Raw genomic sequence first — 24065 nt, forward strand, 5'->3', positions numbered from 1 at the left:
GAGAATGGTGAGGGGCCCGGCGCATGGCGTGTTCGCGCCACCCACCGGAGCGCTGGGATGATCGAGTGGGAACACCTCGCCCTCTTCTGCCAGTCCGACCCTGACTTCTTTGCCGCGCCCGGTCAACTCCCGGACAGCGCGAGTCGCCTGGACGCCGCAATGCGGGAAGCGCCGGAAGGGTGGGACCGGAGCGAGAACGAGCTATGGGTCCGGTTCACGCCCCGGGTCGGTGTCGGGTCCGACACGGGGTGGAAGATCCACGTATCGGTCACCTTGGAGGAGGCTGAGCGCGTCTGCGGCGCCGTCTGGGACTACTGCGTGGCGCGCGGCCTACCCTTCAAGCTTCTCCGCAGCCGGCGCGCCATCCAGCTTATGAACGGCAAGTACGCCGAACGCGCTGCCAGCGGAAAGACAATTGCGATCTACCCGACGAACGACGACTTCGCCGCGGCGGTGACCGATCTTGAGGCGCTGCTGAAGGGTACACCGGGTCCGTACATCTTGAGTGATCTGCGCATCGGCGAGGGACCGGTCTTCGTACGCTATGGAGCCTTCCAGCGGATGCTCTGCCCGGGCGAGGACGGGGAGCCCGTCCTCGCCCGCCGCGATGCAGCCGATCGGCTGGTGCCGGACGAGCGGCGGCCGAGCTTCGCGGTGCCGCAGGGCATTGCTATACCAGAGGTACTGCTGCCCCATCTCGCGGCCCGCGCTGACAGTGGCGATGTCGACTTTCCCTTCACCATCGAGAAGGCCCTTCACTACTCGAACTGCGGGGGTGTCTACCTCGCTATCGACGAGGGCAATGGTGAACGGGTGGTGCTGGTCGAGGCGCGCCCGCACGCCGGTCTCGACCGAAATGGGCGCGATGCCACCGCCCGGCTCGCGGTGCAGCGAAGCGTCCTGGAACGACTGGCGGATCTGCCGTGCGTACCGCGGCTGCTCGGGTTCCGGAGTGCCTGGGAGCACCATTATCTGGTCGAGGAGTACATCGAAGGAGCGAGCCTCTTCGACGAGATGGTCCAACGCTATCCGTACGCGCTCGCTCCCTCGGGCCCCGCCGAGGCGGATCTCAAGGCTTACCACGCGTGGGCCGAGGAGATGATGACGAAACTCTCCGACGCACTGGACCAGATTCACTCTCGCGGCGTTCGCTACGGCGACTTGCATCCGAGCAACGTCATCGTGAGGCCGGATGGCCAGGTCTTTCTGATCGACTTCGAGTACGCCCGCCCCCTCGACGAAAGGGAGGTCATAGACGGTGGAGCGCCAGGCTTCTATGCACCGCCGGAGGTGTTCGGCGCGGCCGCGGACCGGGCCCAGCTCGCCTGGGTGTATGTGTGGCTGTACCTTCCCCTGAACTTGCGCCCGGAGCATACGCCAGCCCAGGTGCACCGCGCTCTGGCCACGGTCGAAGACCTCTTCCCGGTCGACGACGGCTTTACTGCCCGAGTCGTTGGACACCTTCCCGCCGGCGTGGTCACGCCACCGCGCGACGTGGGCGATGAGCTCCTCGGCCGGACATATCCCGACTGGCCCGTTATCCGCGACTCCCTGGTGGAGGGAATCATGGTGAGCGCCACGATTGACCGGCCTGGTGCGCTCTTCCCCGGGAGCCCGCCGCAATTCTCCACCGGCGGCCACAACTTCGCGTACGGGTCGGCCGGCGTACTGTTCGCCCTCCATCAGATGGATGTCGAGGTTCCCGAGGCCTTCGTCGAGTGGACGATCGACAGCGCGCGCCACGACCGGATCGCATTTCCCGGCCTCTTTGACGGGCTGCACGGGGTGGCGTACGTCCTCGACGAACTGGGCTACCACGCCGAGGCGATCGACATGCTGAACCGCGCCCGACATCGAGAGTCCACGGTGGCTTCGGTCGGCCTGCTCGGTGGCCGCGCCGGCATTGCTCTCAGCCTTCTGCACTTCGCGCGGCGCACCGGGGACTCCGGGCTGCTTGCTGACGCCGTTGGAATCGCTGAGGACCTGATGCACCTTGCCGAAACCGGCGAGGAGACCTCGGCAACGCGTGCGCCCCGTACCGGGGGACTGCTGAAAGGCATGTCGGGAGTGGCGCTGGTGCTCATGCACCTATACGCGATGACGGACAACGACATGTACCTGGACGGTGCTCGCCTGGCGCTTGGCTGGGATGTGGACCGGAGCGCAGTGCTCGCCGATGGCAGCCGTCACCTGATCGATCAGGGCACGCGCCAGCGCCACGTGATAGCACACATCGAAGTCGCCGCCGACGCCGATCCCCCCGACGGTGTTCAAGACCGATTTCGCGCGACAGTCCCGCGCCTACTCCCCCCCGTGATCGGCGACTTTGTCGGCAGGGTGGAGGAGATCTCGTTCATTCGCCAGGTCCTTACTCGGGAGGCCGAACGCGCGGACGCGGTCGTGCCCATGGTGGCCATTTGTGGACCCGGCGGAGTAGGCAAGACCACCCTCTCGGTACGCGTGGCGCACAACCTCCGGGAGCAGTACCCCGACGGCCAGCTCTACGTCAATCTCCGCGGCATGGATCCCAATGAGCCGGTGGAGGCGTTCGAAGCGCTGGGGCGGTTCCTACGTGCATTGGGTGTGACAGGCCTTGCGCTGCCCGACGACCTCGACCAGCGCGCAGAGCTTTACCGTGACCTGCTGGCGAATCGGAGAGTGCTGGTCCTGCTCGACAATGCGGCCGGCGATGATCAGGCGTCGGCGTTGATTCCGGGCAGCCCCACGTGTGGAGTAATTATCAACAGCCGGAGGCGGATCGGCGCGACGCTGGGCGCCGCCGTGCTGAATCTTGACGTGCTCGACTTCGAGCAGTCCCTCAGTCTGTTGTCACGGGTCGTCGGGGATCGCCGGATCTCCGCTGAGCCCGAGGCTTCGGCCGCGCTCGTCCAGCGGTGCGGCCAACTTCCACTCGCCTTGCGGATCGGAGGCGCCAAACTCGCCGCGAAGCCGCACTGGAACATCGCCAAGATTGTTCGTCTGCTAGCAGACGAACGCGGCAGGTTGGACTACCTGACCCATGGAAATCTGGACGTTCGCGCCAGCATCTCCTTGAGCGTTGCTGGCCTGCCTCCTGAGGCGCAGACGTTACTGCGGAGGCTCGGAGACATCGACCTGCCGGAGTCCACAGTGTGGATCTGCGCTGCCCTGCTACAGGTCGAAGCCCCACAGGCCGAGGGCATCCTCGAAATTCTCTTCGATGCCCAGCTCATCGATGCGGTCGGGCGGGACACCGCAGGTTACCCCCGCTATCGGTTGCATGACCTGGTACGCCTGTTCGCCAAGGAGAGCGCCGCTCGGACCGAGTCCAATGCCGAGCTGGCGGCCGCTCCTGGCCGCGTGCTCGCCACCTGTCTGCTCATCGTGGACATGGCCTACTACCGGGCCGAGGGTGGCCCCTACCGCAACATCTGGGGTGACACTGTCCGGCCAACCGCGGGTCGGGAAGCAGCCCAGACTTTGGCCGCCCAACCGATGAAGTGGTTCGAGGCCGAACGCCATATCGTCGCCGCCCTGATCCGGCGGGCCGCCAAGGACGGCCGGGTAGCCGAGTGCTGGGAGCTGGCGTGCACAACCTCGCCGATGTACGAGCGGCTCCGCCTATTTGACGAATGGCAGGAGGTACTCGACTCGGCGCTCGAGGCGACTCGGCAGGCAGGCGACGAGCGCGGACAGGCTGCAATCCTGTATCGGCTGGGGCTGTTGTGGGCCAGCCGAAATGACGGTATCCGGGCGTCCGCATATCTTGAGAATGCCTCGCGTCTGTTTAGTCGGATCGGAGATCCACACGGGCAGGCGACGGTCAGCTGTCTCGCAGCTATGCTCGACCGCTTCCGTGGCGACAACGATTCCGCCATGGCCAGGTACGAGAAGGCGCTTCCTGTACTGCGCGCGAGTGGTGACCATGGCGGAGAGGCGTTGGCGTTGCGTTGCGTGGGACAACTCCATCTCGCTGGAGGCAACTTGGCCCAGGCCGACGTATACCTGACAAGCGCGTTGAACCTGTATCGGACTCACAATGCCCAACACGGCGAGGCGCAAGCGCTGTTCTGGCTCAGCATGCTGAGAATCGAGCAGCAGCGCTACGGCGACGCCGAGTCAGGCTTTCAACGAGCTCTCGCGACCTGCCGAAGCCTTGGGGACGTGGCTGGAGAGGCGCAGTGTCTCCGTGGAATGGGACTATGCCTCAAGCAACAGGGCCACCCCGACCAGGCGAAGGTCATCCTCCTGCGCGCGCTCGATCTGGTGGCGCAGCCCCGGCCGACGATTCTCGAGGGCTTCATCAGAAGGTCGCTCGAAGGCCTGCTGGCTAGCTCCTCAGGTGCGCAATGAGGAATTCGGCGACATCCGACCGTGCCTGGATCTGGTTCTCTGTCTTAGTCAGGCCGTGACCCTCGTCCGGGTAGACGTCATAGCGGACCTCCACGCCCCGAGCCCTCAACCGTTCCACCAGTTGGTCACTCTCCTGTTGCGGGACCCGGGTGTCCTGGGCACCCTGCCAGACGAACAGGGGGCTGCGGATCTGGTCGGCGTAGGTGATCGGTGACTGCGCGATCATCCGTTCGGCTTCGGTGTCCGGATCACCGATTACCTCAGCGACTAGGGACCGGTACGCCTTCGGTGTCGCCTCGGCGAGGGTGACGAGGTTACTTGGGCCGAACATGCTGACCCCCGCGGCCCAGTCGAACTCGGGCAGCCGGGCCAGGCATGACAGCACGACAAATCCGCCATAGGAGGCCCCGAACAGTCCGATCCGGGTGGGATCGACCCAATCCAGACCCTGGAGATATCGCGCGGCGTGGCCGAAGTCCTTGAGATCGTCTCCGCCCCAGTCGCGGTAGACCAGCCGCTGGTAGGGCTTGCCGTAGCCCGTGGAGCCGCGCGCGTTGGGCGCGAGCACAGCAATGCCCTGGCTGGCAAGGTATTGGTAGAACCCGTCGTACATGTAGACGGGTCTTTCCTGATAGGTCGGACCACCGTGAACGGAGAGCAGCACCCCGATCGGACCTGTCCCATTTGTCGGCCGGTAGAGGTAGGCCGGGATGGTGCGCCCGTCGAAGGTTTCGTAGTGCACCAGGGTCGGCTCGACAAAGGTTGCGGGATCCGCCGCCTCCGGCCTGGAGTCGGTCAGCCACCGGACGGCACCACTGGCAAGATCGACCACCGCGATGTTCCAGGGGCGGGCAGGAGTGGACATCCGCATGACGGCGAATCCGCCGTCGGGCGAGACCGCCAGGGCGTCGGCCTGCCCGAGAGGCAGCGCGGGCACCGGGAGGTCGTCGTTGGTGGTCAAGTCACGAGCGTGCAACTCGGTGGCGCCATCGACGTTGACCATCCACGCCAGCACTTTGCCGTTTGCGGATAGCGCGACCGCCTCCACGTCCCAGTCCGGGGTATCGAGCCAAGTCAGGTGACCGTCGGCGGCGTCGACGACGGCGAGCCCCTTGAACTCCCGGCCGGCGTCGGTACGCACCACGATGCCGGAGCCGTCCGGCAGCCACGGCCCGAGGTACACAGACGCGCCCGTGCTCTGGGTGAGCCGCCGCACCTCGCCGTCCTCGACGGAGACCACGTGGAGTACGTGGTCGTATCCACCCGTGCCCAAGGTGAAGCTGAGCTGGGATCCGTCGGGTGACCAGCCGCCGAGGGTCATCCGGCCACCGCCGTCGTAAAGCCGGCGCACATCCCCGGTCTTCATCGTCCGAATGACGATGTCCTGGGCAGCCGGATCCCGGTCGTTGCCCTCGTAGGCAAGATAGTGACCATCCGCGGAGAATGCGCCACCTCCCTCGGGCAGGCAGAACGTTGCTCCGGCCGTCTCAGTGAGAGCGTGCGGCTCCTCCTCGCCGGGCGCGATCAGATAGAGCCGGGTCAGGAAGTCACCCCTGTGATCAGCCTCAACCACCAGCAACGACCCATCGGGGTGCCACGAGCACCGCCGCACGGTGTGATCCCGAAAATCGGTAATCCTGCGAGGCGGGCCACCGGCGGTTGCCTGAATTGTCAAGTTGAACTGACCGGCCGCGTCGTCGGCGAAGGCGACGTGACGCCCGTCGGGGGACACCGCCAACGTGGCCTGGAATCGCAAGGTCGGCCGGAAATCGCGGTAGGAGGACATGCGCCATACTAGCCAGCCCGAACCATGCGGAGCGCTTACCAGATTCCTCCCATCCGCCCCGGCCGCCCTCCATTTGGGTCGCTGGCGTTCTCGGACCTCCCGCATGTGAGCCGATGGATGTTCTCTTGGTGCGTAGACACCGGGTCCGGCCTGCGGATGAATCCTGGCAGCGGCCTGCGTGCAGGGGTACTGCAGGGGCCAGGTAGATCAAGATCTACTTGACCTGAAACGATGAGCGTTCGCGCCCTGGTGAAGCCGAGTGCCCCGCTAACCGGGCATTCGGCGTTGAACTGAGCCGTCGCTGGAGGGCTCAAGAACGACAAGCTGAGCACTTGTCCCTGGTCCCCAGCATCAACGTCTCGGGTTCTGCCTATGGCGTGCCGCCCCGGAGCTGCGCCACGGAGGCGCCGACACTCTCCGCCGCGGTGATCACCGCACTGCGGGTCCGAGCGGCTACATCGGTCTGCTCCTGGAGCGTCGTGCAGGCCTGGTCCTGCATAAGGGACACCGTCGACAGCCGCTGCGCCACGGCGCCCATGGCCTGCGCGACGGCCGCGGCGCCGGAGGTCACCTCGCCGATCGTGACCTCGATCCGCCCGGTAGCCTCGGCGGTCTGCGCGGCCAGGGTCTTGACCTCGTCGGCGACGACCCCGAAGCCGCGGCCGTACTCGCCTGCCCGGGCTGCCTCGATGGTCGCGTTGAGGGCGAGCAGCTTGGTCTGATCCGCCACCGCGTTGATCATGTTGGTGACCGCGACAATCCCGGAGACCGCGGTGGTCAGGTCCTCGATCAGTGCCGTGGTGGCGCTCGCGTCGGCCAGCGCTGTCGCTGTCTCGGTGGTCGCGGCGGTCACCAGTTCGCTGGTCTGGCCGAGCTTGTGCTGCAGCGTCTCCATCGCTTCGCCGGCCTCGGCGGCCAGGCCAACGCTGCCGTCCGCGACACTGCCCACGATGTCCTCCAGGCGAGTGGCCAGCAGCGTGCTGCGTTCCAGCTGCTCGGCTGCCTCCGCGGCTGCCGACTGCTCCCGCTCGGCAGCCTCGCCGGCCTCGGCGGCCGCCAGCCGCAGCGCTTCCTCATTCTGCGTCGCCAGCAGGTCGTTCTCCGCCTGCGCCGTGGCCGCAAATTTCCAGTACGCCATCTGCGCCACGCACATGGCCAGCACGAAGCCCGCGTGCAACAGCGCCAGCGGCAGCGGGTTCGCCTGCGCCCGGGGGTCGGAGAAGACATGGTCCGGGGTGAGCGTGCCCAGCACCAGGTGATGCACCGCGACCAGCGCCACCGCCAGCGCGAACGGTGCCCAGTCCTGATACAGGCTGATCAGCGCGAGAACGACGAAGAAGTGCAGGTGCAGGTCGGTCAGACCACCCCCGCCGTGCACCAGCGCCACGGCGGCGAGCAGCAGGCCCACCGACACGGACAGGGCCCGGCTGCGGCGCGTACGGGCAGAGCCGGATAACACCGCACACAGCACCGTGACCGCGATGACACCCCACAGGAACGCCGTACCGAACGTGTCACCGTGGTGATGTCCTGCGCTGTCGCCCACCAGCGCCACGATGACTATCAAGGGCAGGTGTGCCAGCAGGACGAGCCGCAATGCCCGGTGCCGGGTGGCGAACGCGGTGTCCGACAGGCGGACCTCAGGCATCAGACGGGTCACGAAAGTGAACATGTGCGTGTCGTCCTCGAGTCACGAGGCCTCCGGGTTGCAGACCTCCTCCGTTGGCTGAATCGGCCACGCTGAGCAGTTCTTGAGGGACCCGAGCTGCCGTCCAGGCCACAGTAGACCTCGTTCCCACCATGGTTGAACGACGACGGCGGCGGGCAAACCCGGGAGCCGATCGCACTGGCGCCGACCCGGCCGACGACAAACAGCGGCCGCACGGCCAGCATTGGCGCGTAGCACCCGCGTGCCAGTCCACGCAGCGGCTCGTTTCAGACAGCCGGTACGTCGACGCCGGGTGTCACGCCTCGATGATGTCGCGGGTGACGGCGGCCTGCTCGGTGAGTACACCACTGATCATGGTTTGGGTTTCGTTGATCCGATCAACGATGTGACCGATGCTGTCCAGGCTCTGCACAACGGTCGCTGCGTCGGTTTGGATCGCGGCGACCAGGTTGCCCACGTCCCCGGTGGCACGGGCGGTGCTCTGGGCGAGTTCCTTTACCTCACCGGCGACCACCGCGAAGCCCTTGCCGACCTCCCCCGCGCGGGCGGCTTCGATGGTCGCGTTCAACGCGAGCAGGTTCGTCTGTTCGGCGATGCTGGTGATCATCTTGACGACGTCGCCGATCTTCGTGCTCGATTGTTCGAGCCGGTGCACCGAGGCGTTCGCGTCGGCGGTCCTGGTCTGCGCTTCGGCCGCCACGGAGGTCGCGGCGAGGACGTTACGTTCGGCTTCCGCGATGGAGGTGACCAGCTCAGCACCCGCGGCCTTGATCCGGTTGGTCTCCTCGATGCGCTGCATCGACTCGGCGACCAGGAACGCCGTATTGCGCAACGCGTCGGCGCGGTTGTCGGCCAGCTCCTCCAGGACGTCGGTGGTGAAGAAGTCCATGGTGCCGATCACGTCACCGCGGACGATCAACGGGAGCGCCACACCGGACCGTACCCCGGCTCGCTGCGCGGCCGGCGCACGGACGCAGTCGGTCATCTCGCCGAGATCGCGCACGAACATGAGGTCCCGTTTCCGCCATACCCTGCCGGCCAGGCCGACACCCTCGGCGAAGCTGGCCTGCTCGGTAACCCGACGGAACTCCTCGCCCGCACTGCCCGACTCCACGGCGAAGTGCAGCGCGTTGTCTCGGGAGTCGACCCGCCAGTAGGAACCGTATGCCCAGCCGAATTCCTTTCGGATCGCATCGAGCGCCGTGCGGACGACCTGGTCGGCGCTGCTCGCGGCGGTGACAGCACGCAGTACGGCGGTCACCGCGCTGGCGTCGGCAGCCGAGGCCGCCTGTCGCTCGGCGTCGGCGAGACGTTCGAGGGTTTGGGAGACCAGCAGACCGACGGTACGCAAGGTGTCCAGGCGTTGCGGGGACGGATCCAGCGTGTCGGTGGTGAAGAAGTCCATCGTGCCGACGACCCGGCCGCCCTCGATCAACGGGAAACAGACGCCGCTGCGCACACCCGCCTCGACGGCGACCGAGGCCCGGACACAGTCGGCGACCTGACCGATGTCCGGCACGAACACCAGTTCCCTGGCCCGCCACACGCGGCCGGAAAGCCCGACGCCCTCAGCGAACGACGCGGACAGAGTGACCTGACGGAACTCCGGACCGGCGTCGCCCGATTCGACGGCAAACCGCAGCACCCTGGCCGGGGCGTCCAGTCGCCAGTACGAGCCGTACGCCCAGCCGAACGCCAGACGGATGGTGTCCAAGCCGGCCTGGATGGCTTCCTCGACCGTGCGAGCCCGGCCGAGGGCCTGAACCACCCGGGACACCGCCGTGCCGTTCTCCTGCGCCTCGGTCAGCTGCTTCTGCGCGACCGCCAGCGCGCCCTCAGTGGCCGACCGAAAGAGTCCTATTCCCATCAGTATTCCTTGTTGAGTCGGACGACGACCCGGTCCTGGTTGTCTCTCGTACGTCCTATTCGGCTGGACAACCGACGGGCGAAGACAAGCAGGAGGTGGCAGGCATCGCAGCTGGTGGGCGACACGTCGTGGCGGCAGACTCTCGAACGCGGTGGCTCGGAACACCAACGGGGGCCGCCTCCCGTGGGAGACGGCCCTCGTTTCCTGCGGCCCCGGTGTCAGCTGACGGGCAGGTGTCCGCTGACCAGCGCCTCGGGCGAGGCCGGGACCACGATCCGGCGCGGGCGCATGCTGTACGCGGTCACACCGGCGGTGGCGCCGAGCGCGATGAGCAGTCCGCCGAGGCCGATGACCAGCCAGGTCACCTGCTCGGCCTGGTAGGCGCTCATCAGCGAACCGCGCAGCGTCTCACCCATGAACGCGGTCTGCCGCGTCTGCGCGAGCTGCGCGTCCTTACGGCCGCCGGCGATCCACTCCTCGGAGACCTGCGAGTACGTCCTGCCGCCGGTCGCCGTCGCCACGTGCTCCTTGATGAGATCGGCGTACGCCTTCGCGTCGCTGCCCGTGGTGACCTGCTGACCCGCGTACTCCTTCAGGCCGTCGGGCAGCTGGGCCTTGTCCGCCGGGAACGTGATCTTCTGAGCCGTCAGCTCGTCGGTGATCATGCTCTGCCCGTGCACACCCTCGTACACCAGCACCGGGCCCGCCGCGACCATCCCCGCTCCGACCAGAGCCATCATGATGCTGGCAATCCTGCGCGACCTCATTGTCCTGCCCCTTCCTTGCGCCTTGCCCTCACTTCGTCTTGCACCTAGATCATCGGCCGCCGTCACGGCGGCCGGACGTGCGCAACGACCCCATCGGCGGGGGCTGAAGATCCCGACTCGGATGGGCCGGTCGGGGACCCGGTCGTGGCCACGCAGGGGACCTTCGGCCCTGCACGTCCCCCAAGAACGCCAGCGGGAGGACTACTACGACCACGGTCGGCCGCCCGGCGGCCTCAGCGACCAAACCCCACAAATGCCTCGGGTGTCGCCGGCTCGGCACTCGTCGGCACGGCTCGGTGACAGCTGACAGGCCGTTGATCCCCCGGCAAGGGGCCGAAGGGCCCGAATCACACCAAATTGGCTCGCCGGGCGGTGGGTCGCTGCACCACGACGGGTAGCAGGCTTCGGCTGGCAACCGCGGCACACCCATGTGGACGTTAAGCCCGGTGATCCGGGCAACCGATCACATAGCCAGAGGGGCTCAAGCACTGAGGAGTGGACGTGAAGGCAACGATGCCTCGCCCGACCGGTGAAGTGCGCACGTTCGGTGCGGACGAGCTGATCGTGACGAAGACCGATCTCAAGGGCCGGCTGACCTACGCCAATGACGTGTTCCTGCGCATCTCGGTCTATGCGGAACTCGACGTGATCGGACAGCCGCACAACATCATCCGGCACCCCGACATGCCGAAGGCGGTCTTCAAACTGCTCTGGGACACCCTCACCGCGGGCGAGGAGATCTTCGCGTACGTGGTGAACCTCGCGAGCGACGGTGCGGCCTACTGGGTCCTCGCCCACGTCACCCCGTCCTACGACGGCAGCGGCCAGATCGTCGGGTACCACTCCTCGCGACGATCTCCGGACCCGGCTGCGATCGACGCCGTGGCAATGCTGTACGCCCGGCTGCGCGCCGAGGAAGAGCGATTCGGCGGGCAGGAGGGCCTGGCCGCGTCCTGGCAGATGCTGCAGGACCTGCTCGCCGAGCGTGGACAAACCTACGACGAATTCGTCTGGGAAATCACCTCTCAAGGGGCAGAGGCATGAAACGCCGAGAGGCCGATGTCGAGCTGGTCGATGCGTTGACTGTTCTGGCCGGGATCGCGGCCCGCGCCGCCGACGGCGACCTGGAGGCCCGGGTGCCGCAACTCGGCGGCAGCCCGGCGGCCGCAGCCGCCCGCCGGGAAGTCAACCGGCTCCTCGACGTGATCGACGCGTTCGTGCGCGAGTCCGGCGCCACGCTGACCGCGTCCGCCGAGGGACGTTTCCATCGCCGCTTCCTGACGCGAGGAATGCCCGGCGCCTACGCCCACAGCGCCAAGACCATCAACATCGCCGTCGACGACATGAGCGCCGGCGTACGTCGCCTGGCCGAGGCCAGCGACGCCCGCATGGCACTGGCCGACGAACTCGAATCGGCCGTGTTGACGGTCAGCGAGCAGGTTGCCACCGCAGCCACCGAGATGGGTGCCTCGGCTCAAGGGCTGTCGGCATTCGCCCAGGACGCGGTCCACGACGCCGAACGCGGCCACGCCACGGTGAGTTCGCTGACCGTCGCCTCCGATCAGATCCGCCACGCCGTGCAGCTGATTACCCAGGTCGCCGCCCAGACCCGGCTACTGGCGCTCAACGCCACCATCGAGGCGGCTCGTGCCGGCGACGCAGGGCGCGGCTTCAGTGTCGTGGCCGGCGAGGTCAAGACACTGGCCGGTGAGACGGCCCACGGCCTCGGAAGACATCGTTCAACAGGTCACCGCTGTGCAATCCGCTGCCAGCGACGCGGTGCAGGTCCTGGAAGCGGTCACCACCAACCTGCGCGAGATGTACAACCTGGTCAGTGGCATCTCCGCGGCCGTCGACGGCGGCGACGGTCCGGCAGGGACCGCCGGTCTGGCGCAACTCGCCGAGATGCTGCGCACCGAAGTCCATCGCTTCCTTGTCACCGCTCGGCAGTCCTGACCGGCGGCCGATACCTACGTCCACACTCCTGTCTCGGCCTCGGTTACGCCGCCTTCCAGCCCACACCAACGTGCGGAAGGGCCGTCGCTGGCCTGCGGAAACGCACTCGTCCATCGTCGCGTTTCGCACGACGCTGCGCTGACCGGCCTGGTCCAGGTCGCCGACCGAACAACGCCCAGAACAAGAAGGAACCACCGCCCCTCGCGGCGCAACAGGGCCAGGCAGAGAGGAGTCCAACGTCACCCGCAGCCCTCGCCGGATTACTTGCGGAACGACGCAGTCGTGACGATTCCATGGGCAGGGAAAGCAGTGAGGGATGACGGACAGGGCAGAAAGCCCCGCCAAATGCCCCGGGTTGGCGGCGGTGCCGGTCCTGGTGGGCAGCCCGGACCGGGTGCGGTCCGAGTCCGAACGTGACCCCTTCCTCCCCTACTGGAGCAACGTGGCTCTGTGATGGAAGGTTCTGCGAAATGTCTGACGTCCTTCTGGTGATGGGTCGAGTGCTGGCAACGGGAACGTGCGCCGCGACCGTGGCGGCAGCCGGCTTGTTCGTCGGATCGGCTCCGGCGCTGGCGTCCTCGGATACGGTGTCGACCTACGGCGATCTTGTTGACGCGTTCACCGCCGGGGGCACGGTCGCGCTCGGTGCCGACATCAGCCAGCAGTCGTCGAACCTGGTGACCGGCGGTACGGGAGTCACGCTCGATCTGCACGGTCACACCCTCACCCTGCGGGGCGGTGACTGGCAGGCCGGCATCGGTGTCGCCGCGGACAGCCCATTGACGGTGACCGACACGTCGGCCGACGCCGCCGGCGTCCTGAACGCCACCGGCGGCGACGAGGCAGCCGGCATCGGCGGCTACGGCAACTCACCCGTCAGGGCGGGCAGCATCACGGTGACAGCGGGCCGGGTGTACGCCCGGGGCGGCATCGACGGTGCCGGTATCGGCGCCCAGTTGTACACACCGGGACCGGACATGACAGTCAGCGGCGGCCACGTCGAGGCGACCGGCGGCGACCGCGCGGCCGGTATCGGCGGCGGCCTCGGTGATCCCACTCGACAGCACCCCTCGGGCTCCCTCACGGTGACCGGCGGCGAAGTTACCGCACACGGCGGTGCCGGCGGTGCCGGCATCGGCGGCGGCAGCAGGGCGCCCGGGGACACCGGTAGCCGCGCGGGCGGCGGCGGAACCCTCACCGTCTCGGCAGGCCAGGTGACCGCGGTCGGCGGCACGGGCGGGGCGGGCGTCGGCGGTGGCAGCACCGACAACTACTCCACTCTGAACGGCGGCGCCGGCAGCACCGTGAACCTCTCCGGCGGCACTCTCGACGCGACCGCCGGGACGGGCGCCGCCGCCGTCGGCGGCGGCCGGGGCGGATCCAACGGCGGATACGCCGTCCGCGGTGGTGACGGCGGCAGCGTCACCATCGGCACTGGCGCGACGCTGATCGCACGTGCTGTCGACGCCCCTCCTGTCGGTGGCGGCCGCGGCATGAACGGAGGGCGCGACGGCGCCGCCGGTGTCATGAACAACTCCGGCACTCTGACGACGTCGCAGACGGTGACGACCTACGGCAATCTCTTCGACGCGTTCGCCGCGGGTGGCACGGTCCTGCTCGGTGCCGACATCAGCCAGCAATCGTCGAACGCGGTGACCGGCGGCACGGGAGTCACGCTCGATCTGCACGGTCACACCCTCACCCTCAGCGGCGGGGACTACCAGGCCGGTATCGGCGTCGCCGCGGACAGCCCGCTGACGGTGACCGACACGTCGGCCGACGCCGCCGGTGTCCTGAACGCCACCGGCGGCGATGAAGCAGCCGGCATCGGCGGCTACGGCAACATGCCCGTCAAGGCGGGCAGCATCACGGTCACCGCAGGGAGGGTACGCGCCCACGGGGGCCGAGACGGCGCGGGTATCGGCGCCCAGTTGTACGCGCCCGGACCGGACGTGACAGTCAGCGGCGGCCACGTCGAGGCGACCGGCGGCGACCGCGCTGCCGGCATCGGCGGCGGCCTCGATGACTTCACCCGGCAGCTGCCATCCGGTTCGCTCACGGTGACCGGGGGCGAAGTCGTCGCGCACGGCGGTGCCGGTGGGGCCGGCATCGGCGGCGGCAGTGCGGCCCCCTGGGACGCCAACCGCCGCGCGGGCAGCGGAGGAACCCTCACCGTCTCGGCAGGTCAGGTGACCGCGGTCGGCGGCACGGGCGGGGCTGGCGTCGGAGGCGGCGGTACAGACGGCTACTCCACCGTGCACGGCGGCCCTGGCGGCACCGTCAACCTCTCGGGCGGCACTCTCGACGCGACCGCCGGGACGGGCGCCGCCGCCGTGGGCGGCGGCCGGGGCGGATCCAACGGCGGATACGCCGTCCGCGGTGGCGACGGCGGCACCGTCACCATCGGTGCCGGCGCGACCCTGATCGCACGCGCCGTCGGCGGCAGCACCGTCGGCGGCGGCCGTGGCATGAACGGAGGTCAGGACGGCGCCGCGGCTACTGTGAACAACTCCGGCACGCTGGTGTTCCCGGCCATCCCGGCCCGCCCCACCGTGACCGCAGGAGATCACAGCCTGACGATCAGCTGGACCGTGGTGTCCGAGGCGACCGGTTACCAGTACAGCCTGGACAACGGGGTCCACTGGTCTGCCCCCAGCACCGCCCACACCGCGATCGTGCGGAACCTGACCGCCGGGCGCTCCTACCCGGTGACCGTGCGCGCCCTGTTCGGCGCCGTATCGAGTAGCGCGTCGGTGGCCACGGCCGGGGTTCCGCTCGCGGTACCGGCCGCCCCGGCCCGCCCCACCGTGATCGCCGGAAACCACCAGCTGACGATCCGCTGGACGGCCGTCCGCAGCGCCACCGGCTACCAGTACAGCATCAACGACGGCCGGACCTGGTCGGCGCGGATCTCAGCCCGGAGCGCCACCGTGAGCCGGCTGGCCAACGGCACCCGCTACCGGGTCCGAGTACGTGCCCTCAACGGCCCACTGACCGGGCCCGCCTCCCCTGCCGCAATCGGCACCCCGTCACGCTGACAACACCCTCCAGATGGCCGAACACGCCACCAACAGCACTCATCGCCAAACCGGCCACTCACCGCTGGCGAAGGTCCTCGGTGAAACCGCTGGCATCTCTCGCTCCGCTGCCGCCTGCGCCGGGCACCGCGGCACCGCGCCATTACCAATGTGGTCATCCCACCCGACAGCGACCGCGCGCTGCCGGTGTTGCCGGCGCGGAGAGCGAGGGAAGCATGTTCGTGATCGGTGAAGTCATGCCCGACCTGCGGCGTCGGCGGGCTGTGGGGCTTTGGCGAACTCCTGCAGGATGCGTTCGCAGAATGCTGGCAGGTCGTCGGGTGACCGGCTCGTGGTGATGTTGCCGTCGGTGACGACCGGCTCGTCGACCACTTCGGCTCCGGCGTTGCGCAGGTCGGTGCGTACGCTCGGCCACGAGGTCAGCCGGCGCCCGCGCGCGACGTCGGCCTCGACGAAGTTCCAGGGGCCGTGGCAGATCGCGGCGACCGGCTTGCCCGACTGGACGAAGTCCCGGACGAACTGCACCGCGGCCGGTTCCATCCGCAACTTGTCGGGATTCACGGTCCCGCCCGGCAGCAGCAGTGCCTCGTAGTCGTCGACCGACACCGCGCCGACCAGCTGGTCGACCGGGAAGGTGCCGGCGTCTTCGAGGTCGTGGTCGCGGGCCCGGATCTCGCTGCTGGTGATGGAGACGACGGCGGTGCGGGCACCGGCCTCGTCCAGCACCTGGCGCGGCCGTTCCAGTTCGACTCGCTCCACGCCGTCGGCGGCGAGGATCGCGATCCGGCGTCCGGTCAGCTCTCCCGCCATGTCAGGCACCCGCCCCTGCCATCGCCGGGTGCAGGACGACCTTCGTCCAGCCGTCGTCGCGGTTGTCGAAGTGCTCGTAGGCCTCCGGCGCACCGTCGAGGGGCAGCTCGTGGCTGACGATGAACGACGGCTCGGCCCTGCCCGCGGCGATCAGGTCGCGCAGTTGCCGGTTGTACTTCTTGACCGGGGCCTGGCCGGTGCCGATGTGCTGGCCCCTGAACCAGAACATGCCGTAGTCGAAGGCGAGTTTGCCCTGCTTGGCCAGCTCGTCGCTGGCCCCGGGGTCCCGGGGCACGAAGACACCGACATTGCCGATCCTGCCGGTGAAGCGCACCGAGGCGACCAGCCGGTTCATCGTCAGGTCGGCCCGCTCCTGGCCGTCGGGCTCGTGCGCCTGATAGCCCACACACTCGCAGCCGTTGTCGGCGCCCAGCCCCATCGTCTCGTCGAGGACGGCCTGCACCGGGTCGACCTTCGAGTCGTCGATGGCGAGCGCGCCGATCGCCTCGGCCAGCCGCAGCCGGTCGGGGTGCCGGTCGACGACCATCACCTTGCTCGCCCCTCGGATGGTCGCCGAGAGGGCGGCCATCAGACCGACCGGGCCCGCGCCGTAGATGACCGTCTGGTCGCCGGGCTTGATGCCCGCCATCTCGGTGGCGTGGTAACCGGTGGGGAAGATGTCGGCCAGCATCACGTAGTCGGTCTGGCGCTGCTCGGCGTCCTCACCGAGCCGCAGGCAGTTGAAGTCACCCCAGGGCACGCGCAGCAGCTCGGCCTGTCCGCCGCCGTACGGGCCCATGTCGGCGAAGCCGTACGCGGCGCCGGCCATCTTCGGCTCCGGCTGGGCGCTCAGGCAGTAGTTCGTCAGCTGACGCTCGCAGTTCTTGCAGTGCCCGCACGAGATGTTGAACGGCAGGACGACCCAATCGCCCACCTGCACCTTGTCGACCCCGGCGCCGACCTCGACCACCTGGCCCAGGTTCTCGTGCCCGAACCAGCGGCCGGGCTCGAAGTCGGTCCGGCCCTCGTACATGTGCAGGTCCGAACCGCAGATGTTCGCCGACGTGATCCGCACCAGGACATCGGTCGGCCGCTCGATCCGCGCGTCCGGCACATCCTTGACACTGACCTGCCGCGGCCCCTCATACACCACTGCCTTCACGACTACCCTCCTCGGAGCAGATGCCTCCCTCCGGCCGGGCTCGGGCCCTGGCTGGAGTCTTCATCACCGGGCCCAATACCCCCCAGAAACCACCTAAACCCCCGCCAGCCGCGGCCCCCTGGATCACGCGTCCCGCCGTGGACATCGCTACCCGCGCCGACCGCCGCGCACCATCGATGTGCGTGCATTCGCCGAGTTGGCGGTGCTACCGGCGCCCGCGTCCGCCTAGACTCATCCGCCATGCAGCTCTGGCGTCGCGTGTACGACACCCGCAAGCGTGACGCGTGGCTGGCCGGCGTGTTCACCGGGTTGGCGTTGCTGCCACCGTTGTCCACGATGAGCGCGATCTTCGGTGACCTGCCTCGACGCCCGTTCGACGGTTTTGCGCTTGTCCTGGTGCTGGCCCAGACCCTGCCCCTGATCCTGCGCACACGCCGGCCGGCCGCGTGTCTCACGATCGTCGGCATGTCGTTCGCCCTCTACGAGGCGCTCGCCTATCCGCCGCAGTTCGGCACGGTGACGGTCTACCTGGCCCTGTACTCGGTGGCCGCCCACCAGAAACGGTTCCGGCGACAGATCGCTGTCGTGGCGTCCGTCGCGTACGTCGTTCTCGCCACTGTGGTGTTTCTGCTGGGGTCGCCCGACCGGGTCGTCGACTTCGTGGTCTTCTACGTGATGCTGACCGCGTTCTGGGCGCTCGGCTCGTTCGTGCGGCACCGGCGGGCCGAGGAGGCCGAACGGCGCCGGATGGCCGCCCTCGCCGCGACCGCCGCGGAACGGACCCGCATCGCGCGCGAGCTGCACGATGTGGTGACCCATCACGTGACCGCGATGGTCGTGCAGGCCGACGCGACACAGTTCCTCACCGCAGCACCGGAGCGGGTGGTCACCGGGCTGACGGCGATCGGCGCGGCCGGGCGGCGCGCTCTCACGGAGCTTCGGTCGCTGCTCGACGTGCTGGAGGCGACCGGCGATCCGGCCACGATCGGAGACCTTGTCGAGCACACGCGGCAGAGCGGCCAGCCGATCGAGCTGATCGAGGAGGACGATGCGGCGGCGCTGCCGGTCGGCGTGCGCCTGGCGGTGTACCGCGTGGCCCAGGAGGGCCTGACCAACGCGGTCAAGTACGCCGCGGGCCTGCCGACCACGGTGCGGATCGCACGGCGGGACGGTCGCGTCGAGGTCGAGGTGACCAACGTGGCTGCGCCCGTACCCGTCTCGGTCGGCGCCCTGTCCGGCGGGCGTGGCCTGGGTGGCCTGCGCGACCGGGTCGAGATGCTCGGCGGCGAGCTGACCGCCGGCGAGGAGCCGGACGGCCGATTCCGCTTGCACGCCGCGATTCCGACCATGGGAGACGCATGACCATCCGCCTGCTGATCTGTGAGGACCAGGAGCTTGTCCGCACCGGCTACGTGACGGTCTTCGACGCCCAGCCGGACATGACGGTTGTCGGGGAGGCCGCCGACGGGCCGGCCGCGGTCGAGGCGGCCGCGCGGCTACGGCCGGATGTCGTGATCATGGACATCCACATGCCGCTGTTCGACGGCATCGAGGTCACCCGACGCATCGCAGGTCCGGGCGTCGACAACGCGCCGAAGGTCCTCGTGGTGACCACCTTCAACATCGACGAGTACGTGTACCGGGCCCTGCGCTTCGGCGCGAGCGGCTTCCTGCTCAAGGACACGCCGCTGGTCGAGCTGGTCAACGGTGTCCGCACGGTCATGCGCGGCGAGTCGCTGCTGTCGCCGGCCGTCACCCGTACGCTGATCGGCCGCTTCGCCGACCGGATCCGCCCGACCGCCGTCGCCGCCGGCACGGACCCGATCGAAGTGCTGGCGCCGCGGGAACGCGAGGTGCTGCGCCTCGTCGCGCTCGGCCTGTCGAACGCCGAGATCGCTGCGGAGATGGTGATCGGCATCGAGACCGTGAAGACGTACGTGTCGCGGATTCTCACCAAGCTGAACCTGCGCGACAGGGTGCAGGCAGTCGTGCTCGCCCATCGCACGGGCCTTGTCCCTCTCATGGGGGACACGTAGTGCCCACCCGAGCGTGATTCCCGCGGGTCGATCTCTTCGTAGCGTCTTCCTCGTCGCCACCAACGAGGAGGAACAGTGACATCCGAGGCCACCCGCGAGCAGGTGAAGACCGGACCACCGCGCTGGCTGCGCCCGACGGGGATACGGCTGATCGTCCTGCTGGCGCTCTTCGCAGCGGTCGACGGCGCGTTCGCATGGATCAACGTGCATGCCGCGGCGAACCCGCTGACGGGGCTGCTGGCCGGCGTGGCCACCTCGGCGGTTGCGCTTGTCGTCTACGCCAGGACGGTGGGCTGGCTGGAGCAACGGACGACACCGGAGGTCGCGACAGCCGGCCTGCGTCCCCAGCTCACCCGGGGCGTGGCCATCGGCATCGGCCTGTTCACCGTCACCATGCTGCTGATCACTGTGGGCAACGGCTACCGGGCCGGCTGGGGCTCGATCGGCGACATGTTCGCCACGCTGGGCCTGATGGCCGGCATCGCTACCTGCGAGGAGCTGTTGTTCAGGGGCGTACTGTTCCGGATCGTCGAGGAACGCGCCGGCACCTACCTCGCCGTGACCGCGTCCAGCCTGCTCTTCGGTGGCCTGCACCTGCTCAACCCGGCGGCCACGCTGTGGGGTGCCTTCGCGATCGCCGTCCAGGGTGGGCTGCTCTCGGCGGCAACGTTCGTGCTGACCCGGAAGCTGTGGATGCCGATCGGGTTCCACCTCGGCTGGAACTTCGCCGAGTCGGGCATCTTCGGCACCACGGTCTCCGGCTCGGACCGCACGGTCGGCGGCCTGCTGGACGGCATGGCCCACGGCCCGGCGATCATCAGCGGCGGCGCGTTCGGCCCGGAAGGAAGCATCTTCGCGGTACTGGTCGGCGGGCTGGCGGCGCTCGTGATGCTGCGCCGAGCGCACACCGGGGGCAAGTTCGTCGAGGGGGCGTGGCGCTCGTGAACACCGCCCAGAGCGGCACCTGGTCCGCCCTTCTCTACCTCGTCGTCTACGTCGCCTGCCTGCCGCTCGTCTGTCGGCGGGTCGGCGGGCCTATCCCACTGTTGCGCAAGACGCCCCCGGCGTACTGGATCCCCTGGCTGCTGGTGGCCGTGCCCTCGCTGATCGAGCTCGCGTGGCACGGCGTGTACGACGTTCTCTCGCGCCAGCCCGACCTGATCGTCGACGGCCAGGTGTGGCGTCTGCTCACGTCCGTCGTCGTCGGTGCGCTCGTCTTCAACCTGCCGGCCACCTTCGTCTGGCACGCCGCCGGAGGCGGCAACTCCGCAGCCACGTTCTTCCTGGCAACATCCATGGTGGCAGCGGTGGTGCTGCGGGAACGGACAGTACATGCGTACGCGTCGGGAGCGGTCGCCCTCGCGTGCGGCTGTGCTCTGCTGCGATGGGACGACGCACACGGCGTGGCCGTCCTGGCCGGGCTCGCTGCCGGACTCGTCCTCGCAACAGCACCGCGACCTTCACGATGGCAATCGTCGCCCCGATCGCCCCGTCGAGTCAGGACATCATCGACTCGGCCGGCAGCCCAGTCGAGCCCGGCTCACCGGGGGCAGGCCGGAAGCCGCGAACGGTCTTGAGTACAGGTACCCAATGAGGACGAGTAGCGCGACGGGTGCCCGTCACTGCGCCGGGTGGGAGTCTTCGGGTGAAGATCAGCAGAAGACAGGGGTGTCGTCGTGTCTCCCAGAAGTGAATCCGCGCAAGGCCCATCGACGATGGGCAGACGAGTGTCGAAAGCCGTCATCATCGCCGGGGTTACAGGAACGGCGGCCCTCGGTGTGCTGCTGGGCGGGATCGTGGGCGCCGATATCGGAGGGAATTGGTACACGTCGTTCAGCTTTGCCGGGCAGCGTGGATACGAGGCGACCGGCTTGATCGGCGCCGTGGTGGGTGGCGTCGCGCTCGGCATCGTCGGCGCGTGGCTGGCGCTGAGGCGTCGACGCACAACCTAAGGATCGAGTGACCCCAGTCGTCGAACTCGTCGCCCCGGGTCTCGTCCCAACGACGGCGGCAGATCGGTGCGGTCGCGCGGCACGGTCGGTTCCGCTGGCCCGGCGCGGACCGGGTGGGACTCCGGCGCGTCGGTTGACAGCGCGGCCACCGGCAGATCCGATGGCTTCGTGAAAGCCATCGTCTACACCCGCTATGGAGGGCCGGACGTCCTGCATCTGGCGGAGGTGCCGGCGCCCGTCGCGGGCGACCGGCAGATCCTGATCAGGGTACGGGCAGCCGAGGCGACCAAGTCCGACTGCGAGCTCAGGAGCTTCCACTACGCCGTGAGATGGCTCTGGTTGCCGCTGCGGATCGTGTTCGGCATCCGCCGGCCGAGGCGTCGCGTCCTGGGCGGCTACTTCGCCGGTGAGGTCGTGTCGGTGGGCGGGCGGGTCACCTCCTTTGCCCCGGGCGATCGGGTGTACGGTTCCGCCGGCCTGCGTCTGGGCGCCTATGGCGAGTACATCGCCCTTCCCGAGGACGCCGCCATCGCGCCGAAGCCACGGAACATGACGTTCGCCGAGGCCGCCGCCGTCCCGCTCGGTGGGCTCAACGCCCTGCACTTCGTGCAGCGCGCGAACATCAAGCCCGGGGAGCAGGTGCTGATCAACGGGGCCGGCGGCAGCATCGGCGCGCATGCCATCCAGCTCGCCCACTCGATGGGCGCACGGGTCACCGCGGTCGACCATGGAAACAAGGAGAACCTCGTCCGGCGCCTCGGGGCGGGCGACTTCATCGACTACACCATCGAGGATGTCACGACCACCGGCCGCACGTTCGACGTCATCGTCGACATGGTCCCCGGGAGCCCGTACCGCCGTCTCATCGGCATGCTGCAACCGGGCGGGCGCTATCTCAACGGGAACCCCCGCCTCTCTGTGCTCGCCCGCTCGGCGCTGACCACCCGGCTCACCGACAAGACCGTCACCGTGGCCTTCGCCCCCGAGACGAAGCAGGCCCTGGCGACGATCACCGAGAGGATCGAAGCCCAGAGGATCCAATCGATTGTCGACCGGATCTACCCGATGTCGCAGGCAGCCGCCGCCCACCGCCGGGTCGAAACCGAACAGCGCCTCGGCGCGATCGTGATCATCATCGGCGATCCGGACGATCCGAGCGGACACTGATGGGTTCGGGCGTAACCGCACCGTCGCCGAGCATTGCCGGGTGCGCGAGGGAGCCGCACACCCGGAATGGACTGCAGTCTCAGAAGCCGAGTCGCCACTGTTGGTCGGTGGTTCCCCGGCAGGTCCGTTGAATGACGGGCGCGCCCTCTGCGGTGCTGCCTCCGGCCACGGTCAGGCATTTGCCGCTGTGCCGTGCCACGGCAAGGTAGTTGTTGCCCTCGAGGTACGGGAATGACCACTGCTCGTTGGCGGCGCCGGTGCACCTCTGCTGGACCACGCGGCCGCCATTGACGGTGCTGGCGTCCGCTACGGCCAGACACTTCCTGCTGTGCCCTGCCACCAACATGAAGTGAACGTCGTCGACGTTCAGGAAGGTCCAGAATTGGTTGTACGCCGTGTCGCTGCACGTCTGCTGGACCACGGGGGCGTCTTCGGCGGTACTGGCGTCCGCCACGGTCAGACACTTGACGCTCTTCGTCGAGGTGATCCAGAAGTAGTACGGCAGGGCGCTGCCGGGCCGGGTGGCGGCCTCTGACGCCGTCGGACAGGCGAGCACCGTCACGGCGGCCACGATCAGGGCGGCGAGCTGGCGCCCGATCAGTCTCGGTACATGCATGGTTCCTCCCCAACTCGAATCAGATAGATCGATATCGATCTATGACCCACCCCATGTTCCGCGCACGGACGAAAGTCCGCGTTAACGAGCGACAACGGTCTTGTTCCAGGCCGGGCCCGCGAGGCCCCGGGAGGCCTCCGATTCGATCGCGGACGGGGCCTCCGACGCACGTGGCACAGGCCATGGTCCGGCGGTGGCCGACGATGTCGTCACGGCACCGCCCGACCGGACCACGACGGCGTGCTGACTGGAGGTTCAGGCCGGACGATGACCCCGTTGATCGGGCGCAGGTGGTGTGGGTGGCGCTGGACAACCAGCATGCCGGCATCGCCGCCCTCGTGGGCCAGGGCAGCGCCCCCGCGGCGGACGGCGACCGAGGGATGTTCGCCCAGCGCAACGGCGGCGACCACATCCGCACCTACATCATCCGCCGCGTGCCCCTCGACTGGATCGCAGCAGCCGGCCTGAGCCCGCATGACACCGGGGGCATCCGCGACCACCTGCTCGAGGAGTACGCCGCCTGGGGACCTGCCATGCAACAGATGATCACCGACAACGACGGCCCCTTCGTCAACCGGCCCATCATGGCCCTGCCAGTCCCGCACACCTGGCAGCACAACCCCACCGTCACCCTGCTCGGCGACGCCGCGCACCTCGCGCCCCCACTCGGCGTCGGCGTCAACCTCGCCCTGCTCGACGCCTGCGAACTCGCTCTGGCGCTCGCGAAAGCCCCCACCGTCGACAAGGCCATCAGCGCCTACGAGGCGACGATGCTGCCCCGCTCGGCTGATTGGCAGAAGCGGCTGGAGAACGGCGCCGAGGGCCTGTTGAGCGCCGACATGTTCGACGGCGACGAAGACGAGGTCCTCAAGGGCTGACAGTGCGGCACAGCACCCGTCGCGACAGC

At 68.6% G+C, this 24065-nt stretch carries 19 protein-coding genes and 1 pseudogene; 12 read left to right on the plus strand and 8 right to left on the minus strand.

Features of this window, described 5'->3' with window-relative positions; all coding sequences use genetic code 11:
• Nucleotides 1–57: 57 nt before the first annotated feature.
• On the plus strand, nucleotides 58–4332 hold the full coding sequence (gene lanKC / locus ACMCNN_RS19075) for a class III lanthionine synthetase LanKC (protein WP_412741873.1): 4275 nt from the start codon (nucleotides 58–60) through the stop codon (nucleotides 4330–4332).
• On the opposite strand, the gene ACMCNN_RS19080 is transcribed toward lanKC, so the two are convergent.
• The 4 genes from ACMCNN_RS19080 to ACMCNN_RS19095 all read right to left on the minus strand — a co-directional run bounded on the left by ACMCNN_RS19080 (nucleotide 4310) and on the right by ACMCNN_RS19095 (nucleotide 10394).
• Nucleotides 4310–6118 (minus strand): prolyl oligopeptidase family serine peptidase, encoded by a 1809-nt coding sequence (locus ACMCNN_RS19080; protein WP_412741874.1) that lies wholly within the window; start codon nucleotides 6116–6118, stop codon nucleotides 4310–4312. The genes lanKC and ACMCNN_RS19080 overlap by 23 nt on opposite strands.
• Before the next feature lie 370 nt (nucleotides 6119–6488).
• The gene (locus ACMCNN_RS19085) at nucleotides 6489–7778 is read right to left on the minus strand and encodes a methyl-accepting chemotaxis protein (protein ID WP_412741875.1); all 1290 of its coding nucleotides are present in this window, start codon (nucleotides 7776–7778) and stop codon (nucleotides 6489–6491) included.
• 304 nt (nucleotides 7779–8082) lie between these two features.
• Nucleotides 8083–9654, minus strand: a complete 1572-nt coding sequence (locus ACMCNN_RS19090; RefSeq protein ID WP_412741876.1) for a GAF domain-containing protein — start codon at nucleotides 9652–9654, stop codon at nucleotides 8083–8085.
• A 218-nt stretch (nucleotides 9655–9872) separates the two neighbouring features.
• On the minus strand, nucleotides 9873–10394 hold the full coding sequence (locus ACMCNN_RS19095) for a hypothetical protein (RefSeq protein WP_412741877.1): 522 nt from the start codon (nucleotides 10392–10394) through the stop codon (nucleotides 9873–9875).
• Between the two features lie 528 nt (nucleotides 10395–10922).
• Between ACMCNN_RS19095 and ACMCNN_RS19100 the strand changes: the two genes are divergently transcribed.
• Nucleotides 10923–11465 carry a PAS domain-containing protein gene (locus ACMCNN_RS19100; protein WP_412741878.1) on the plus strand — a complete coding sequence of 181 codons (543 nt, stop codon included), beginning with the start codon at nucleotides 10923–10925 and terminating at the stop codon, nucleotides 11463–11465.
• On the opposite strand, the gene ACMCNN_RS19105 is transcribed toward ACMCNN_RS19100, so the two are convergent.
• The gene (locus ACMCNN_RS19105; protein WP_412747352.1) at nucleotides 11447–11995 is read right to left on the minus strand and encodes a hypothetical protein; all 549 of its coding nucleotides are present in this window, start codon (nucleotides 11993–11995) and stop codon (nucleotides 11447–11449) included. The two genes, ACMCNN_RS19100 and ACMCNN_RS19105, sit on opposite strands and share 19 nt — an antisense overlap.
• Between ACMCNN_RS19105 and ACMCNN_RS19110 the strand changes: the two are divergent.
• From ACMCNN_RS19110 to ACMCNN_RS19120, 3 genes and pseudogenes are all read left to right on the plus strand, one after another.
• A pseudogene (locus tag ACMCNN_RS19110) lies at nucleotides 11957–12082 on the plus strand (methyl-accepting chemotaxis protein); the annotation flags it as partial. The gene ACMCNN_RS19105 and the pseudogene ACMCNN_RS19110 sit on opposite strands and share 39 nt — an antisense overlap.
• Nucleotides 12083–12176: 94 nt before the next feature.
• Nucleotides 12177–12377: a hypothetical protein gene (locus ACMCNN_RS19115; RefSeq protein ID WP_412747353.1), complete on the plus strand. Its 201-nt coding sequence runs from the start codon at nucleotides 12177–12179 to the stop codon at nucleotides 12375–12377.
• 470 nt (nucleotides 12378–12847) lie between these two features.
• Nucleotides 12848–15415: a beta strand repeat-containing protein gene (locus ACMCNN_RS19120; protein ID WP_412741879.1), complete on the plus strand. Its 2568-nt coding sequence runs from the start codon at nucleotides 12848–12850 to the stop codon at nucleotides 15413–15415.
• 234 nt (nucleotides 15416–15649) lie between these two features.
• Here ACMCNN_RS19120 and ACMCNN_RS19125 read toward each other — a convergent pair whose 3' ends face one another.
• Nucleotides 15650–16225 carry a type 1 glutamine amidotransferase domain-containing protein gene (locus ACMCNN_RS19125; protein ID WP_412741880.1) on the minus strand — a complete coding sequence of 192 codons (576 nt, stop codon included), beginning with the start codon at nucleotides 16223–16225 and terminating at the stop codon, nucleotides 15650–15652.
• Between the two features lies 1 nt (nucleotide 16226).
• Nucleotides 16227–17387 (minus strand): glutathione-independent formaldehyde dehydrogenase, encoded by a 1161-nt coding sequence (locus ACMCNN_RS19130; RefSeq protein ID WP_412741881.1) that lies wholly within the window; start codon nucleotides 17385–17387, stop codon nucleotides 16227–16229.
• 240 nt (nucleotides 17388–17627) lie between these two features.
• On the opposite strand from ACMCNN_RS19130, the gene ACMCNN_RS19135 reads away from it, so the two are divergent.
• The 6 genes from ACMCNN_RS19135 (at nucleotide 17628) to ACMCNN_RS19160 (ending at nucleotide 22542) form a co-directional block, all read left to right on the plus strand.
• A complete protein-coding gene (locus ACMCNN_RS19135; RefSeq protein WP_412741882.1) occupies nucleotides 17628–18749 on the plus strand; it encodes a sensor histidine kinase in 1122 nt (373 codons plus the stop codon).
• Nucleotides 18746–19423, plus strand: coding sequence for a response regulator (locus ACMCNN_RS19140; protein ID WP_412741883.1), 678 nt, complete (start codon nucleotides 18746–18748; stop codon nucleotides 19421–19423). Before ACMCNN_RS19135 ends, ACMCNN_RS19140 begins: the two co-directional genes overlap by 4 nt.
• A 75-nt stretch (nucleotides 19424–19498) precedes the next feature.
• Nucleotides 19499–20368 carry a CPBP family intramembrane glutamic endopeptidase gene (locus ACMCNN_RS19145; RefSeq protein WP_412741884.1) on the plus strand — a complete coding sequence of 290 codons (870 nt, stop codon included), beginning with the start codon at nucleotides 19499–19501 and terminating at the stop codon, nucleotides 20366–20368.
• Nucleotides 20356–21000 carry a hypothetical protein gene (locus ACMCNN_RS19150; RefSeq protein WP_412741885.1) on the plus strand — a complete coding sequence of 215 codons (645 nt, stop codon included), beginning with the start codon at nucleotides 20356–20358 and terminating at the stop codon, nucleotides 20998–21000. Before ACMCNN_RS19145 ends, ACMCNN_RS19150 begins: the two co-directional genes overlap by 13 nt.
• 150 nt (nucleotides 21001–21150) lie before the next feature.
• Nucleotides 21151–21375, plus strand: a complete 225-nt coding sequence (locus ACMCNN_RS19155; RefSeq protein WP_412741886.1) for a hypothetical protein — start codon at nucleotides 21151–21153, stop codon at nucleotides 21373–21375.
• A 168-nt stretch (nucleotides 21376–21543) separates the two neighbouring features.
• Nucleotides 21544–22542, plus strand: a complete 999-nt coding sequence (locus ACMCNN_RS19160; RefSeq protein ID WP_412741887.1) for an NAD(P)-dependent alcohol dehydrogenase — start codon at nucleotides 21544–21546, stop codon at nucleotides 22540–22542.
• Nucleotides 22543–22621: 79 nt separating this feature from the next.
• Here ACMCNN_RS19160 and ACMCNN_RS19165 read toward each other — a convergent pair whose 3' ends face one another.
• Nucleotides 22622–23104: an RICIN domain-containing protein gene (locus ACMCNN_RS19165; protein WP_412741888.1), complete on the minus strand. Its 483-nt coding sequence runs from the start codon at nucleotides 23102–23104 to the stop codon at nucleotides 22622–22624.
• A 353-nt stretch (nucleotides 23105–23457) separates the two neighbouring features.
• Here ACMCNN_RS19165 and ACMCNN_RS19170 point away from each other — a divergent pair, with 353 nt between their 5' ends.
• Nucleotides 23458–24036: an FAD-dependent oxidoreductase gene (locus tag ACMCNN_RS19170; protein ID WP_412741889.1), complete on the plus strand. Its 579-nt coding sequence runs from the start codon at nucleotides 23458–23460 to the stop codon at nucleotides 24034–24036.
• The last annotated feature ends 29 nt before the right edge of the window (nucleotides 24037–24065 follow it).

The sequence above is a fragment of the Krasilnikovia sp. MM14-A1004 genome, assembly GCF_047159485.1.
GTDB lineage: Bacteria > Actinomycetota > Actinomycetes > Mycobacteriales > Micromonosporaceae > Actinoplanes.